We start from the raw sequence: 16,069 nt of genomic DNA on the forward strand, positions 1-16,069 counted from the left end.
CGGGCAACCTACTGCCCCGGCACGTCCAGCCCCGGCTCGTAGGCGGGCTCGGGGTTGAACACCGGGTGATAACTCTCGGGCGGAGCAAGGTAACTGACGGGCGCTCCACCGGTGTCGACGACGATCTGGTCCACGGCGATCGCCGCGTCCACCATGAAGATCCGCAGCATGTGGTCACCGGCTTCGGTGACGGTCACGGTCGCCGTCAGTTTCTCGACGCCGTCCTCCACCTGACGCGCCCACGCGTCCCCCCGGTTGCCGGTGGCGACCGACTGCCCGGTGAGCACGGTGGCCGGCTGGTCGTCGAGCGCGACGGCCACCCGCCGATGGCCGCGCTCGTCGAGGGAGGGCAGCCGGAACACGGTGACCGGGAAGGTGCCCGTGCTCGCGAACCGCACCCGGTATCTCAACTCCGGTGCCCGGTCGGCGAAGTCCTGGGTGACCGCTGCGGCCGTCGACGGGACCGCCTCCATCGCGCCCGTACGACGACCGAGTCCGCGTACGACCCGCCAGCGCGCCCCGCCCCGCGCCACCCGCTGCGCGAAGTGCGCGGCGTCGATCGACACGAACCCGTTGGCCTCGACGAACCCCCGGGCCCGCCGCAGGGCCCGCTCCCCGTCGTTGACCACCCGCACCGGCACCTCGGCACTCTGGCCGGCCCCGGCGAAGGTGACCGTCGTGTCGAGCGTGCCCTCGGGTGCCCGCGCCCAGTCGACCTCGACCCACACCCGGGTCTGCTCGGTGAGGGATCCGCCCGCCGAGCTCAGCCGGAGCCAGGAGGCGCCGGGCTCGGCCGTCCAGTCCAGGGCGAGGAAGCCGGTGTTGAAGACGTCCACGAACCGCCGGTCGCGGGTGTAGGAGGAGAAGGACAGCGGCCGGGCCGCCCCGGTCTCGTTCCCCTCGGCCGCCACCCCCAGCCCCGAGGTCTCGCGCCGGGCCACCCGGGCGACGCTCGGCCGCCCCGGCGCCTTGGGGATCTGCGAGGGGTACGGGTTCACGATCCCGTCCCACTTCCCGCCCGCCACCTCGGTGTTGTACCGCTTGGTGAGCGCCGCCTCCTGAGTGTGGGCGGCCTCGGCCAGGTCCGCGAACCGGTTGGTCCCCGCACCGCGCCCCTGTGTCAGCGCCAGCCCGTTGCGGTCCGCCCAGTAGTACTTGAGGTTCATCAAGTAGGCGCCGTGAACCGGGTATTCGACCAGTTCGTAGAAGGCGTCCCGGTACGCCTCGGGCAACTCGGCGCCCACCGCCCGCACCCGGTCCAGCAGCCGGTCGTACGCACCCAGCCGGCGTCCCGCCTCGTCACCGTGGTGGATCACGGACAGGATCCCGCGGGCGATGAACTCCGGCCGCAGCTCCGCCGCCAGCCGGTAGTACTCGGTGCGGATCGCCGCGATCTCCCGCCGGTGCAGACGTCCGAACTGCCGCCCGGCCCACTCGGCGAGGAAGTCCTCCACGTCGTCGGCGTCCCACCGGTCCACGTCCCAGGCCATGTCCATGGAGAAGGACAGCCCGGTCTCGATCGACTTGAGGTCACCCACGTTGAAGATCCACATGCGGTCGACGCCGTGCTCGTACACACGGCGCAACTCCTGCCAGACCTTGGCCAGTTGCGTGGTGTCCAGCCACAGATAGCTCTTCGGGCGGCCCCAGTAGGAGAGGTGGTAGTAGATGCCGTTGCCGCCCGGGCGGGCGCGCTCCGCGTCGTTCGGCAGCTGGCGCATGTTGCCGTGGTTGTCGTCCGGCCAGATCAGGGTCACGTCCTCGGGGACCTGGACGCCCGCGTTGTAGAGGTCCAGCACCTCCTTGTACGGGATGAAGATCTGCGGTTCGGCCGCCGGACCGACCTCCTCGGTCAGGGTCCGGCGCTGGTCGGCGATGATGTCGTTCATCACGACGACCTTCTCGGGGATCGTCGTCGCGTACTTCGTCTCCAGCGCGCTGTCGTGCAGCCCCCGCATGCCGAGTGTCCAGCTGCTCTCGTACGCCGCGTTCTGTCTCGCCCGGGCTCTCCAGTAGTCGGAGATGACCGCCGGGTTCACGGTGTAGTCGTACACCGGCGGGGTGCCGTCCGCGTTCGGGTGCTCGGCGGCCCACGGCTCCCACTCGTGGACGCCGTTGCGCAGCAGCGCCTCGGGGTGGCTGGAGCCGACGACGATGCCGTAGCGGTCGGCCAGTTCGGGGTTCTCGCGGTGCTTGTTGAAGAAGTCGGAGTAGGGGTGCATGGCCGGCCACAGGTAGTTGGCCTTGAGCCGGAGCAGGAGCTCGAAGACGCGCTTGTACGTCTCGGGGCCGATGTTCTTGTCGGTCTCCTGGGTGCGGTGCGACCAAGTGGTCAAGTTCTGCTCGTCGTTGATGAAGATCCCGCGGTAACGGACGGACGGCTCACGCCGTTTGACGGTGTCCGCCGGGACCGCCACGGTGTCACGGTGCTCGACCGGCACGTCGGCCCACCAGTACCAGGGGGAGACCCCGATGCGCTCCGAGGTGTCGTAGACGCCGTAGACGGCGCCCCGCCGGTCGCTGCCCGCGATGACCAGGGCGCGCCGCACACCGGGCACCGGGCGCTCCACCACCTGGGTCACGGAGGCCTCCCAGCGCCCCCGGACCCCGGAGACGTCGAGCCGTCCCGCCGCGACGAGGCGGTCGATGACCGGACTCGAGCCGATCGTGCCCACCAGGACCAACCGGTCCGTCTTCGTGGGCAGTTCGTGCAGCAGTCCCGGCCGTACTCCGCCGACCCGCTCGATGTCCTCCCGCAGATCGCCGGCGGCGCGGATCACGGCGGGGTCGTCGACGGCGTCCACGAACACGTCGACGGCGGCGCCCTCACCCACCAGGAGGAAGTCGGGCCGGCCGGAGTCCGCGGCCCGGGCGGTCGCGGCGGGCAGCAGCCCGGGAAGCAGGGGAGCCGCTCCTGCTGCGGCCATTCCCCGCAGGAAGGACTTACGGGTCCACGACGTTGGCTGGCCGTTCGGTTCGTGGTGCGGCACGGAACGCTACCTTTCCGCGCCGGTCCGCGTCGGCTCGCGCACGGAACTGTCGGCGGAGCTCGGCGCATGACGGACTGGCTGGCTGCTTAGAAAGCGCTTGCCGCGCAGCCTAGGCCAGGGGTTCCCAGGGCGTCCAGAGTGGTGCGTGGGGTGACTTGGGGGCCGCCACTGTCACGGACGCGTGGCGACGAACGGGCGGCGGCCCTCCGGGGCATGGAGGGCCGCCGCCGTGTGACTGCGCCGGAGATCAGGGGCAGCTGATGCGGATGTCGCCCGCGTCGGTCGTGCAGGTGTCCGTGTTGAAGCCGCCGTTGGCGGTGTCGTTGCCGGAGACGCTGTCGACCGTGTTGAGGTTGTCGGTGCCGTAGTTGCCGATCAGGTTGTCGTTGCCGGGGCCGCCGTTGAGCGTGTCGTCGCCGAACTGGCCGTCGAGGCGGTCGTTGCCGTATCCGCCGTGGACGGTGTCGTTGCCGTAGCTCGCGTCGACGGTGTCGTCGCCGCCCAGGGCGCAGATCACATCGTTGCTGTAGGTGCCGGTGAGGGTGTCGTTGCCGCTGGTGCCGATACGGGTGCAGCCGCGGGCGTTGTTGACGGTGGTGGTCTTGGTGGCCGTGTTGTTGGCGGCGGCCGGGTCGGTCGTGGTGGCCGTGACCGTGGCGCGGTCGGTGAGGGTGCCGGTGGCGCGGGGCTCCACGACGACCGTCACCGTGGCACCGGGGCCGGCGGCGGAGATGCTGCCGAGGGCGCAGGTGGCGCCGGTGGCGGTGATCGTGCAGCTGCCCTGGGTGGTGGTGGCGGAGACGACCGAGGCGGCGAGTCCGCTGAGGGTGTCGGTGAGGGTGACGCCGGTCGCCGTGGTGCCGGCGGTGGTGTTGGTGACCGCCACGGTGTACGTGGCACGGTCACCGATGCTCACCGTGCCGGTACCGCTCTTCGTGACCGAGAGGTCCGTGCCGCTCGGCGGCGGTGGCGTGCTGCCGCCTCCCAGGAAGCGGGCCAGCGCGAAGTCGCTGTTCGGACCGCCCGAGCCGGCGACGACGATCCTGCTGGCGGAGTCGAGCTTCACGCCGCGTGCCGTGTCGACGCCGCCGAAGTCCGCGGTCGCCTGACCGGCGGTGCCGAAGCCGCTGTCCAGACTGCCGTCGGTGTTGTACCGCAGGACCGAGAAGTCGCTGCCCGCGGTGCCGGCGGCGACGATCCGCCCGTCCGGCTGGAGCACCATGTCGGCGGCACGGGCCGCGGGTGTGAGCACCCGGCCGTCGCCGTCGAAGCTCGTGTCCAGGCTGCCGTTGGTGTTGTAGCGGGCCAGCGCGGCCCGGTCGTCGCTGCCGCCCGCCGCGACGATCTTGCCGTCGGGCTGGACCGCCAGCGACTCCACACCGTCGTAGCCGCCGAAGTCGGTGCGGACGATGCCGTCGCCGTCGAAGCCGGTGTCCACGCTGCCGTCGGTGTTGAAGCGCATCAGCGCGAAGTCGAAGCGAGTGGAGCCGACCTCGCCCCCGACGACGATCTTCCCGTCGGCCTGCAGGGCCAGGGCACGGCCCTCCCCGCCCTCCTGGAGGACCGGGCCCGCCGGATTGGCGGTCACCGTGCCGTCGCCGCCGAACGTGCTGTCCGGGGTGCCGTCGCCGGTGAGGCGGAGCACGGCCATGCGGCCCCCGGTGTAGCCGGCCGCGACGATCCTGCCGCTGGAGTCGATCGCCACGTCGAGGGCCTCGGTCGGGCCGTCGATGTCGGCGAAGACCCGGCCGTCGCCGCTGAAGGTGTCGTCCAGGGTGCCGTCCGCGTTGTAGCGGACCACCACGAACCAGCAGCAGTTCTCGTACTCCCGCCAGCTGCTGCCCACCACGACGATCTTGCCGTCGGCCTGCAGGACCACGGCGTGGGCCTCGCTCCACTGGAAGTTCGTGTCCATGGTGTTGACGGCGGTCGTCACCGTGCCGGGGGTGTCGCCGTCGCGGCCGCCGAAGGCGGTGTCCAGGGTGCCGTCGGTGTTGTGGCGGGTCAGCGCGAAGCGGCTCTCCAGCACCGACTCGTCGGTGGAGGTGCCGACCGAGACGATCTTTCCGTCGGACTGCACCGCCACGTCATTGGCGTGATCGTCGTCGGCGAAGCCGGTGAGGACCTTGCCGTCGCCGCTGAAGCCGGGATCCAGGTCGCCCGGGGCCGCGAGGGCGGTGCCCGGAAGGGTCAGGACGAGTGCCAGGACGGTGACCGCGACCGTCCCGGCCCGGGCCAGGAGGGACCGGCGGCGGCGTCCGTCGTGTCGGCGCCGTGCTGACCGCACATGAGGTGTGAGCATGCGCGACAGCCTTCCGTCGCCGGATCGCGCAGGCGGTCACCACGAGCTGCGTCGCACTCACCGGACGCGGGAATCCATCCGAGCGGCGGAGCGCGGGGGCGGCTGAGCTCAGTCGCGGGTGTCGCGCTCGGCCTTCTCCGCCTCCTCGGCGCGCTTCTTCTTGATCCGGACCGTCTCGGTGCGGACCTCGGCCTGGGTGGCGCGCTCCTTGGCCAGCCACTCGGGCTGCTCCTGCTTCAGCGCCTCGATCTGCTCGGTGGTGAGCGGCTCGGTGACGCCGCCGCGCGCCAGGCCCGCGATGGACACGCCGAGCTTGGCCGCGACCACCGGACGGGGGTGCGGTCCGTGGGCACGGAGATCCTGGAGCCACTGGGGCGGATCGGCCTGGAGTTCGGTGAGCTGTGCCCGCGAGACGACACCCTCACGGAACTCGGCGGGGGTGGCCTCGAGGTACACACCCAGTTTCTTCGCCGCGGTCGCGGGCTTCATCGTCTGGGTGCTCTGGTGCTGCGTCATGGTGTCCAGGGTATCGACTGGGTGAACGTCCGCCGACCACGGCCGGTAACCTGGCCAGGTGACAGGCTCGGAAGAACCCCCGCAGTTCCGGCTCGCCTACGTCCCCGGCGTGACCCCCTCGAAGTGGGTGCGGATCTGGAACGAGCGACTGCCCGACATCCCGCTGACCCTCCTCCAGCTCTCCGTCGCCGAGGCGCGCGACGCGCTGCGGGACGGGGCCGCGGACGCCGGTCTCGTACGGCTGCCGGTGGACCGTACGGTGCTCAGCGCCATCCCGCTCTACGAGGAGAGCACGGTCGTCGTCGTCCCGAAGGACCACGTCGTCGCCGCGGTCGACGAGGTCACGACCGAGGACCTGGCCGACGAGATCGTGCTGCACCCCCTGGACGACGTCCTGGAGTGGCCGCGGCTGCCGGGACAGCCCGCCTTCGAGCGTCCCGCGACCACGGAGGACGCCGTCGAACTGGTCGCGGCCGGCATCGGCGTCCTCGTCGTCCCCCAGTCGCTCGCCCGGCTGCACCACCGCAAGGACCTCACCTACCGGCCGGTTACGGACGCCCCCGTGTCGTCCGTCGCGCTGTCGTGGCCGGAGGACGCGACCACGGACATGGTCGAGGACTTCATCGGCATCGTCCGCGGCCGCACGGTGAACAGCACCCGCGGCCGCCCGGCCGCTCAGGACATGGCCAAGGCGAAGGCCGACCCCAAGAAGCAGCCCAAGCGCCCCGACGCGGCCGGCGGGCGACGCAAGCCGCCTGCCGCCAAGAAGACCCAGGGCGCCAGGCGCGGCAAGCCCCGGCGCCGCTCGTAGACTTCAGGACACGTAGGTCGCCTGCCCCGCCGTGCTGATCACCACCTGGCCGTTCGCCTGGGAGAGCAGCCCGGCGGACACCCAGGCGTTCACGGTGCTCGTCACCTTGGTCACGAGCGCGCTCTTGCTCGCGAACGGCGCCCCCGCCCAGATCTCGTCGAGCAGCGTGGTGCCGTCGGACTTCGCGGGGTTGGCGATCCCGGAGTCCAGGGTGCCGAAGACGACCTTGGGCTCCGCGCGCCGGAAGTAGGCGTGCGTCGGATTCTCCGACCCCTCCAGGAAGGGCGCGAACTCCGTACCGTTGAGGGTGTAGTGGAGGGGCTTGCCGCTCACCGGCGCGAGGGTGGGCAGCAGGTCGCCGGACAGAGCCGCGTTGGCGTACAGCCCGAACGACAGGTAGCTCGTGGCCGAGTTGCGGGCGACCAGGTTGACCGGCCCGTAGAAGAGGGTCTGCAACGCCGGGTCGTCCAGGGCCTTTTCGACCCGCAGCCGGAAGGGGACGGTGATCCGGACGACGTCGCCCGCCTTCCAGGTCCGGGACACCGTGAAGTAGCTCCCGGCGGCCGGAGTCCCGCTCGCCGCGGTGCCGTTGACGGTCACCTTGAATCCGGACGTGGCCCACGACGGCACCCGCACCTTCAGGGCGAAGGCCGCGCTGCCGCCGCCGAAGGTGAGCGTGGTGCCCTGTTCGCGCGGGTAGTCGGTGGTCTGAGTGACGGTCACCCCCTTCTCGGCCCAGGTCAGTCGGGAGGGGCTGTAGAGGTTCACGTAGAGCGTGCCGCCGTCGGCGCCCTTGAAGTACACCGAGTCCTGGTACTTGGTGGCGCTCTCCATGCCGGTGCCCTCGCAGCAGGTCGTTCCCTGCTTGGGCGTGTAGTCCCGCACATGACCGGGCGTCAGCCCGATGAAGTAGGTGACGAGTGGCTTCTCCGCGTCGGCCTTGTCCTGCTTGGAGCCGAGTACCTGGTTGAGCAGCGCCCGCTCGTAGTAGTCCATGTACTTCGGGGTCTGCTCGTGGAAGAACAGCGTCCGGCTGAGCTTGAGCATGTTGTACGCACAGCACGTCTCGGCGTTGGTGTCGCTGATCGTGCCCGCGATCAGTCCGGAGGCCTTCCAGAACTCACCGGTGCTGGTGCCGCCGATGCCGTACATACGGTTCGGTACGACCATGCCCCAGAAGTTCCTCGCGGCGGTCAGGTAGCGCGTCTCGCCCGTCGCGTCGTACAGCCGCAGCAGACCGGTGAAGATCGGTATGTGCTGGTTGGCGTGCAGCCCGCCCAGCGTGTCGGTGTTCGCGGCGCAGGCGTCGATGAGGGAGTCGAGGTCGAACAGCTTGGCCAGCGCGAGGTGTTCGGCCTTCCCCGAGTTGGCGTGCAGGTCGACGATCGCCTCGACGATGCCGCCGAACTCGCCGCTGGAGAACAGCCCCCACATGCGCTGGAGCGTCGCCTCGGGCAGGACGGACAGCCGGGAGTACATCCAGTCGCCCATGCCGGACGCGAGGTCGAGGGCGCGCGCGTCGTCGGTGGCGGCGTACGCGTCCAGCAGACCCCGCAGGATCTTGTGCGCGGTGTAGTAGGGCGCCCACACCTTGGTGTAGTCGCTGGCGGTCCTCGTCTCCAGGTCGATGAACTGCGTCTCCGGGTACGCCGCCAGGAACCCGGGATGGCTCGGCCCGCCCCAGGTACGGCGCAGCGTGGCGGTCAGACCGCGGCCGGAGCCGTCCGGGAACGTGCCGCCGCCGGTGGCCTGGAACCAGTACGAGACGAGGTTGCCGAGTCCCGCCGTGGAGAGCTTGGCCTCGTTGGTCTGGAGCGAGGTGATCTCGGCCTGGGTCAGCGCGCGCGACCAGACGTTGAACTCGTCGTAAGCGCCCGCGTACACGGGATCGCCCGCGTAGTTCGAGCGGCCGAGCCAGTTGTTGGCGAGGGTGCCGAGCGCCGCCGGGTTGAGGGTCATCGCGGTGTTCGTGGCGACGGCCGTGCCGTTGACGTACAGCGTGCCGGTGCTGCCGGAGATCGTGACGGCCAGGTGGCTCCACTGGTTCAGCGGCAGAGCGGCCGTGCCGTTGAGGGCCTGCTCGCCGCCCGCGCCGTTGGTGGTGATGGCGAACCGGGGCACACCGTTCGCGTTGCGGGTGGCCAGGTACATGTACCGGGTGGTGTTGTTGCCGAAGTCGAAGGCACGCTGCCAGTTGGCGTCGTGGGTGGGCTTGACCCACACCGACAGGGTGATCGCGGAGGCGCCGCCGAGGACCGCGGCGGGCAGGTCGACGTACTGGTAGGAGCCGCGCACGTTCTCGTGTGCGGCGCCCCACTTCCCGGTGACGGCAAGCATCTTCGGGTCGGTGCGCAGGGCGGCGCGGGCCTCGGTCAGAGCGGTGATCATGGTGGTGATCTTGTCCGCGAACACCTGCTCGCCGGTGCTCGCGTACGCCTGCGCCAGCATGGTCAGGAAGTGGCCGGTGTAGTGCCCGCGCAGATTGCCGTTGGCCTCGCCGTCCAGGCCCTCCCAGCCGCCGGGCGCGACCGCGCCGCCGGTGGAGAGGCCCGCGTTGGCGCGAAAGACCTGGAGGAGCCGGTTCACGTCGTACCCGCGCGCGTGGTCGAGCATCAACTGCCGCTTGTCGGCGAAGACACCGGGTCCGAGGGCCACCTCGTCGAGCGCGAAGGGCTGCACGGTCCAGGCGGAGGGCGCGGCCGCGGCTGCGGCGGAGGTGGCGGACGTGGCCGCGGTGGCCCGGCCGCTCGCCGCGTACGAGAGCGCGGGTGCGGCCGCGGCGAGGGCGGCGGCCTGGAGGAGGTTCCGTCTGGAGAGGGGCGGTGCCATGTGTGCTCCTCTATCGGTGTTCTATATGTCGAACGTCATTCGAATAGTCGACCAGACGATAGGGAGGGGGCGGGTGAGCGTCAATGGGTCCGGAGCGATCAGTTCCGGCCGCTCGGTCGAGAGGTCACTGCTCGCCGGTCTCCCGGGTCGTGGAGGGCCGAAGGCGCGGAGGCGGGGCCCGTCCGGTGCCGCGGTGGCAGAATCTGCCGCGTGGACCGGTGGCTCCTCGAACGCGAGCCCGAACTGACGCGACTGGCCGCGGCCGCACGACAGGCGGCTGACGGCGCCGGTGCGGTGGCGCTCGTCTTCGGCGAGGCCGGAATCGGCAAGTCGAGTCTGGTGAAGGCGATGCCGGAGCGGCTGCCCGAGCGGGCGCGCGTCCTGGTCGGACAGTGCGACGACCTCGCCACCCGGCGCCCCCTCGGCCCGTTCCGCGACCTCGTCGGCAGCGTCGGCGCCGACCTGGCACGGGCTGTCATGGAGGGCGGCGACCGGCACCGCGTCTACGAGGCCCTGTACGGCGAACTCGCCGGCACCCCGCATCCGGCGGTCCTCGTCGTCGAGGACGTCCACTGGGCCGACGAGGCCTCGCTGGACGCCCTGCGCTTCCTGGTCCGGCGCATGGAACAGCTGCCAGCCCTCCTCGTCCTCACCTACCGCGACGACGAGTTGAGCCGCGACCACCCCCTGCGCCACCTCCTCGGCCAGGTCTCCCGCACGCCCCGAGTGCACCGGCTGCCCCTGGCCCGGCTGTCCCTCGACGCCGTCCGCACACTGAGCGCCCCCGGGTGCCTCGACGCCGCCCAGGTGTACGAGGTGACCTCGGGCAACCCGTTCTTCGTCGCCGAGATCATGGCCGCGGGCGGCACCGGGGGAGTGCCCCCGACCGTCGTCGACGCCGTCCTCGCCCGGCTGCGCGGACTGGACGCGGCCACGCTGGACGCGCTGGAGCAGCTCGCCGTCGTCCCCTCGGCCGTCGAACGCCCGCTGGTGGACGCGCTGCTGGCGGATGGTGTGGCCGTACTGGCGGAGGCCGAGCAGCGCGGACTGCTCGCCGTGGCACCCGAGCGCGTGGCGTTCCGGCACGAGCTGATCCGGCGCGCCGTCGCCGACTCCCTGCCCGCCGCCCGCCGTATCGCACTCAACCGCAACGTCCTGGCCGCACTCGTCGCCCGGCCCGGCTCCGACGCCGCCCGCATCGTCCACCACGCCGACCGCGCCGGCGACCAGGACGCCATCGCCCGCTACGGCCCGGACGCGGCCAAGGACGCGGCCGGCGCCGGCGCCCACCGCGAGGCCGCCGCCCAGCTCCGCCTCGTCCTGCGGCAACGCCATCGCTACGCCCCGGCCGAACTCGCCGAGCTGCTGGAACGCCATGCCGTGGAGAGCTACACCATCGCCGACTCGGCCACCGCCGTCACGGCCCAGCGCGAGGCCGTCGCTCTGCGCCGCTCCCTCGGCGACACGCTCGCCCTCGGCGCCGACCTGCGCTGGCTGTCCCGCATCCACTGGTGGGCCGGGGACGCCGACCAGGCCCAGGAGGCCGCCCGGGAGGCCGTCACCGTGCTGGAACACGCCGGCGACGACCGTCTCCTCGCCCTCGCCGTCAGCAATACCGCCCAGCTGCGCATGCTGTCCGACCGCTACGCCGAGGCCGTGGAACTCGGCGAACGCGCCATCGTCCTGGCCCGCAAGGCGGGCGACGCGGCGATCCTCTCCCACGCCCTCAACAACGTCGGCTGCGCCCGCTGGCGCGGAGGGGACCCCGCCGGGCGGTGGCAGCTGGAGGAGAGCCTCGACGTCGCGCTCGTCGCCGGCGAGGTCGAACACGCCTGCCGGTCCTACGCCAACCTGATCTGGACCCTCCTCGACCACCTCCGGTACGAAGAGGCCGACACGTTCCTGGTCCCGGCGATGGACCTCGCCGACCGCGCCGAACACCTCGGCTTCCTCAACTACCTCCACGTCGAGCTGGCCGTACGGCGGCTCGCGGCCGCCGACTGGGACGACGCCGAGAAGCACGCCGAGTACGGCATGCACGACTTCGTGCCCGCCCGCTGCCCCGCGCTCACCGTGCTCGCCCGGGTCCGCACCCGCTGCGGCCGGCCCGGCGCCGCCGAACTCCTCGCCGAGGCCTGGCAGATCGCCGTACGGACCAGGGAACTGCAACGCACCGGCCCGGTGGCGGCGGCCCTCGCGGAGGCGGCGTGGTTGCGCGGCGACCTCGCCGCCGTCGTCGCGGCGGCGGGACCCGTCCACGCCCAGGCCGACCGCCTGCCCGGCATCCCGTACCGCGCCGAGCTCGGCTACTGGCTCACCAGGGCGGGGCACCGCGTGTCACTGGAGGACTCGGACCATCCGTACGCGCTCCAGGCCCGCGGCCAGTGGCGCACGGCCGCCACCCTGTGGGAGGCGGCGGGCTGCCCCTACGAACACGCCGTCGCCCTCGCCGAGAGCCCCGACCCCGCCGACAAACTCAGCGCGCTCGCCGCCCTGGACGCCCTGGGCGCCGAGCCCCGGGCCCGGCTGCTCCGCACCGAACTGCGGCAGCTCGGCGTCCGCCACATCCCGCGCGGCCCCCTGGCCGAGACCCGCGAGAACCCCGCGGGCCTGACCCGGCGCCAGCTCCAGGTCATGCGGCTGCTCACGGAAGGCCTGACCAACGCCGAGATCGCGGCCCGGCTCGTCGTGTCCGTACGCACGGTCGACAACCATGTACGCGCCGTCCTCGACAAACTCGACGCGCCCTCCCGACGGCACGCCGCCGACCGCGCGGCGCGGCTCGGGCTGCTCCCGGAACGTGAAGCTTCGCTTCCCGGCGAAACGTAGGTACCCGGCGGCCCCGAGCTGGGTGACGGCCACGGATGTCCACTGTGGTGTGACGCGAGTAGAATATACGAATTGACCCGAATCGCCCGATTCCTGAACGGGGGACCGCATGACCACCACGATCGCTCAGGCGGCACGCAGGGAACTGACCGGATTCACCGGGGAGTTGATCGGCCCGGACGACGCCGCCTACGAAGAGGCCCGGACCGTCTACAACGCCATGATCGACCGGCGCCCCGCACTCGTCGCCCGTTGCGCCGACGCGGACGCCGTCGCCGGCGTCATCGCCTTCGCCCGCGCACACGACCTGCCCCTCGCCGTCCGCGGCGGCGGCCACCACGGCGCCGGTCTCGGCACCGTCGACGACGGGGTGGTCCTCGACCTGTCACCTCTGAAGGAGGTCCAGGTCGACCCGGACGCCCACACCGTACGGGTCGGCGGCGGCTGCGTCTGGGGCGAGGTCGACCGCGCCACCAACGCGCACGGTCTCGCCACCCCCAGCGGCATCATCTCCACCACCGGTGTCGGCGGCATCGCCACCGGCGGCGGACTCGGCCATCTCACCCGCAAGTGCGGGCTGACCATCGACAACCTGCTGGAGGTCGACGTCGTCCTCGCCGACGGCCGGAAAGTGCAGGCCAGCGGCTTCGAGAACAGCGACCTGTTCTGGGCGATCCGCGGCGGCGGAGGCAACTTCGGTGTCGTGACGTCCTTCCTGTTCCGGCTCCACGAGATCAGCACCGTCGTCGCCGGACCGACCTTCTGGGCCGTCGAGGACAGCGCCGAAGTCCTCGCCGCCTACCGGGACTTCCTGCCGAACGCGCCCCGCGAGCTCAACGGCTTCTTCCTGCACGGCACCGTGCCGCCGGCCCCACCGTTCCCCGAGGAGATCCAGCTCCGCAAGACCGCGGGCGTGGTGTGGTGCTACGCCGGCGCCGACCCGGAGGCGGCCGCCCGCGAGATGGCCCCGCTCCTCGACGCCCTGCCCCAGCCGCTGCTGCACGCCCCCATGCCGATGCAGCACCCCGACATCCAGTCCGCGTTCGACGGGCTCTACCCGCCCGGCCACCAGTGGTACTGGCGCGCCGACTTCGTCGAGAACATCCCGGACGACGCCGTCGAACTCCACGCCAAGTTCGGCGCCGAGGTCCCCACCATGCAGTCGACCATGCACCTCTACCCGATCGACGGCGCCGCCCACGACGTGGGCCAGGACGACACCCCCTGGGCCTACCGCCACGCCCGCTGGGCGTCGGTCTACGCCGGTGTCGACCCCGACCCGGCCAACGCCGAGCTGATCAAGCGGTGGACGGTCGACTACTTCGACGCGCTGCACCCGTACTCGGCGGGCGGCGCCTACGTGAACATGATGATGGACGAGGGCCAGGAACGCGTCCGGGCCAGCTACCGCGGCAACTACGACCGGCTGGCCCGCATCAAGGCCGACCGCGACCCGGACAACGTCTTCCGCCTCAACCAGAACATCCAGCCGGCGGCGAAGCCCTCGCACGAGACGCGGCCGTAGCGGCTCACCAGGTATCGACGAACGGGCGGTGCCCCGGCCGCGGGGCGGGGCACCCCTGAAGTGGCGCGAGGATCCAGTCCCGCGACCCGGCCGGGTCGATCACCGCGTCGATCTCCAGCGCCGCCGCCGTGTTGACCGCCTTCCCGCGTTCGTACAACTCGGCGACCCGCGCCTCGAAGGCACGCGTCCGCTCGGCCGGGTCCGCGATCGCCGCCAACTCCTTGCGGTAGCCCAGCCGGACGGCACCCTCCAGCCCCATGCCGCCGAACTCCCCACTGGGCCAGGCGGCGGTGGCCACAGGGGCGCGGGTCGAGCCGCCCATCATCGCCATCGCGCCGAGTCCGTACGCCTTGCGCAGCACCAGACTCACCAACGGCACCCGCAGATTCGCACCGGTCACGAAGAGCCGCGCGAAGTGCCGTACGGTCGCGGTCCGTTCGGCGTCCGGGCCGACCATGAACCCGGGGGTGTCGCACAGCGAGACGACCGGCAGCCCGAACGCGTCGCACAACTGGAGGAAACGCGCCGTCTTGTCGGCCGCGTCCCGGTCGATCGCCCCGCCCAGATGCGCCGGATTGCTCGCGATCAACCCCAGCGGACGCCCCTCGATCCGCACCAGGGACGTCAGCACCCCGATGCCGAACCCGGCCCGCAGCTCCAGCACGGACCCGCTGTCGGCCAGCCCGCCCACCACCGCCCGCACGTCGTACAACTGCCCTGCGGCCTTGGGAAGTACGACAGATACCGCCGGGCGGTCCGCACCGCCTCCGCCTCGTCCGCGACGGCGATGTCGACCACCCCGTTGGGCATCTGCACCGACAGCGGCCCGACCTCCTCCGGCCGGTACGCACCGAGCCCACCGCCCTCGGTCATCGCGGGCCCGCCCATTCCGATGCTCGCCTCGGGCGTCGCGATCACCACGTCACAGCAGCCGAGCAGCGCGGCATTGCCCGCGAAGTACCGCCCCGAGACGACACCGACGAGCGGAACGAGCCCCCTGAGTCGCCCCATCCGCTGGAAGGTGGTCACATCGAGCCCGGCCACGGCGGTGGTGTCCGTGTCCCCGGCCCTGCCCCCGCCGCCCTCGGCGAACAGCACGACGGGCAGCCGCCGTTCCTCCGCGAGCTCCAGCATGCGGTCGGTCTTGCGGTGGTTGTGCAGGCCCTGGGTACCGGCCAGGACGGTGTAGCCGTACGACATCACCACGCACGGTTCGCCGCCGCCGCGCGCGGTGCCGGTGACCATGCCGTCCGCCGGCGTCGACCGGATCAGGTCGTCCAGTGAGCGGCGCCCGCGCTGGGCGGCGACGGCGAGCGCGCCGAACTCGGTGAACGAGCCCGCGTCGCACAGGTCCTCGATGTTCTCGCGGGCGGTACGACAGCCCAGGGCATGCCGTTTCGCGACCGCCTCGGGCCGGTTCTCGTCCAGTCCGAAGGAGTGCCGGTGCCTGACCTCGGCCAGGTCGGGGCGCTCGGCGTCCGGATCGGCGGCCTGCGGGGACGCCTCCTCGTCGGCCTGCCCGGACACCCCGTCCAGAGCCACCAGCAGCTGCCCGTCGCCCCCACGCGCGCGTGCACCGCACCCACGAGCCCCGCACCGGGCGCCCGTACGACGTGTTCACATGCTCGCCGCGTGACCCGCACGCGGAAGCCCTGGGCGGTCCGCACCGCCCGCGACCGCACCGAGGCGCCGGCCCGGGCACGCCTCCTCGACGCCGCCGAGACCGTCTTCGCCGGGCTCGGCCACGGCCCGGCCACCGTCGCTGACATCACCGCCGAGGCGGAGGTGTCCAGGGCGGGCTTCTATGTGTACTTCGCGTCCAAGGAAGAGATCTTCCGTGTTCTCGCGGCACGCGTACGGGACGCGTTCCTCGCCGCCCAGGACGTGCCGGGCGTCGACACGGACGACACCCGTGCCGTCGCCGAGGCGTCCGTCGGCGCCTTCATAGCCGCCTATGTGCAACACCTGCCGCTGCTGCGGCTGTTGGAGCAGCAGGCGCGCACCGACGCGGACGTGGGCGCGCTGTGGGAGGAGATCAGGGAACGGCCCGTCCACTGCCTCGCCCGCTACATCGGTCGTCTGGTGGAGCAGGGGCGTGCGACTCCGCCCGCCGAACCGCTGACCCTGGCGCGGGCAGTGGGCGGCAGGTGCGTGGAGTTCGCGCGCGTGAGCGCCGAGCGGCCCGACCGGTACGACGACGCGGTCCGCGAAGTCACCGCCCTCTACCTGCACTTGCTCGGAGTGCCGGGAGGAACGGCGCCATGACG

Annotated in this window: 8 protein-coding genes and 1 pseudogene; 4 read left to right on the forward strand and 5 right to left on the reverse strand. The window is 71.9% G+C overall.

The features are described 5' to 3' along the window. Positions 1-8 precede the first annotated feature (8 nt). The 3 genes from QF037_RS40270 to QF037_RS40280 form a co-directional block, all read right to left on the reverse strand. Positions 9-2,927 (reverse strand): glycosyl hydrolase 115 family protein, encoded by a 2,919-nt coding sequence (locus tag QF037_RS40270; RefSeq protein WP_307033983.1) that lies wholly within the window; start codon positions 2,925-2,927, stop codon positions 9-11. A 310-nt stretch (positions 2,928-3,237) separates the two neighbouring features. After that, positions 3,238-5,292: a calcium-binding protein gene (locus QF037_RS40275; RefSeq protein ID WP_307033985.1), complete on the reverse strand. Its 2,055-nt coding sequence runs from the start codon at positions 5,290-5,292 to the stop codon at positions 3,238-3,240. A 108-nt stretch (positions 5,293-5,400) separates the two neighbouring features. After that, a complete protein-coding gene (locus QF037_RS40280) occupies positions 5,401-5,808 on the reverse strand; it encodes a DUF5997 family protein (protein WP_307033988.1) in 408 nt (135 codons plus the stop codon). 58 nt (positions 5,809-5,866) lie between these two features. On the opposite strand from QF037_RS40280, the gene QF037_RS40285 reads away from it, so the two are divergent. Next, positions 5,867-6,619, forward strand: a complete 753-nt coding sequence (locus tag QF037_RS40285; protein ID WP_307033990.1) for a LysR substrate-binding domain-containing protein — start codon at positions 5,867-5,869, stop codon at positions 6,617-6,619. Between the two features lie 3 nt (positions 6,620-6,622). Here the strand turns inward: QF037_RS40285 and QF037_RS40290 are convergent, their stop codons facing one another. After that, entirely contained in the window at positions 6,623-9,448 is a 2,826-nt protein-coding gene (locus tag QF037_RS40290) for a beta-L-arabinofuranosidase domain-containing protein (protein WP_307033992.1), read from the reverse strand. Between the two features lie 210 nt (positions 9,449-9,658). Here QF037_RS40290 and QF037_RS40295 point away from each other — a divergent pair, with 210 nt between their 5' ends. After that, positions 9,659-12,277 (forward strand): ATP-binding protein, encoded by a 2,619-nt coding sequence (locus tag QF037_RS40295; protein WP_307033994.1) that lies wholly within the window; start codon positions 9,659-9,661, stop codon positions 12,275-12,277. A 109-nt stretch (positions 12,278-12,386) separates the two neighbouring features. Further along, entirely contained in the window at positions 12,387-13,802 is a 1,416-nt protein-coding gene (locus QF037_RS40300) for an FAD-binding oxidoreductase (protein WP_307033996.1), read from the forward strand. 4 nt (positions 13,803-13,806) lie between these two features. On the opposite strand, the pseudogene QF037_RS40305 reads toward QF037_RS40300, so the two are convergent. Then, positions 13,807-15,344, reverse strand: a pseudogene (locus QF037_RS40305) (acyl-CoA carboxylase subunit beta). Positions 15,345-15,434: 90 nt separating this feature from the next. Between QF037_RS40305 and QF037_RS40310 the strand changes: the two are divergent. After that, on the forward strand, positions 15,435-16,067 hold the full coding sequence (locus QF037_RS40310) for a TetR/AcrR family transcriptional regulator (protein WP_307033998.1): 633 nt from the start codon (positions 15,435-15,437) through the stop codon (positions 16,065-16,067). The last annotated feature ends 2 nt before the right edge of the window (positions 16,068-16,069 follow it).

The sequence above is a fragment of the Streptomyces canus genome, from assembly GCF_030815415.1.
Lineage (GTDB): Bacteria > Actinomycetota > Actinomycetes > Streptomycetales > Streptomycetaceae > Streptomyces > Streptomyces canus_F.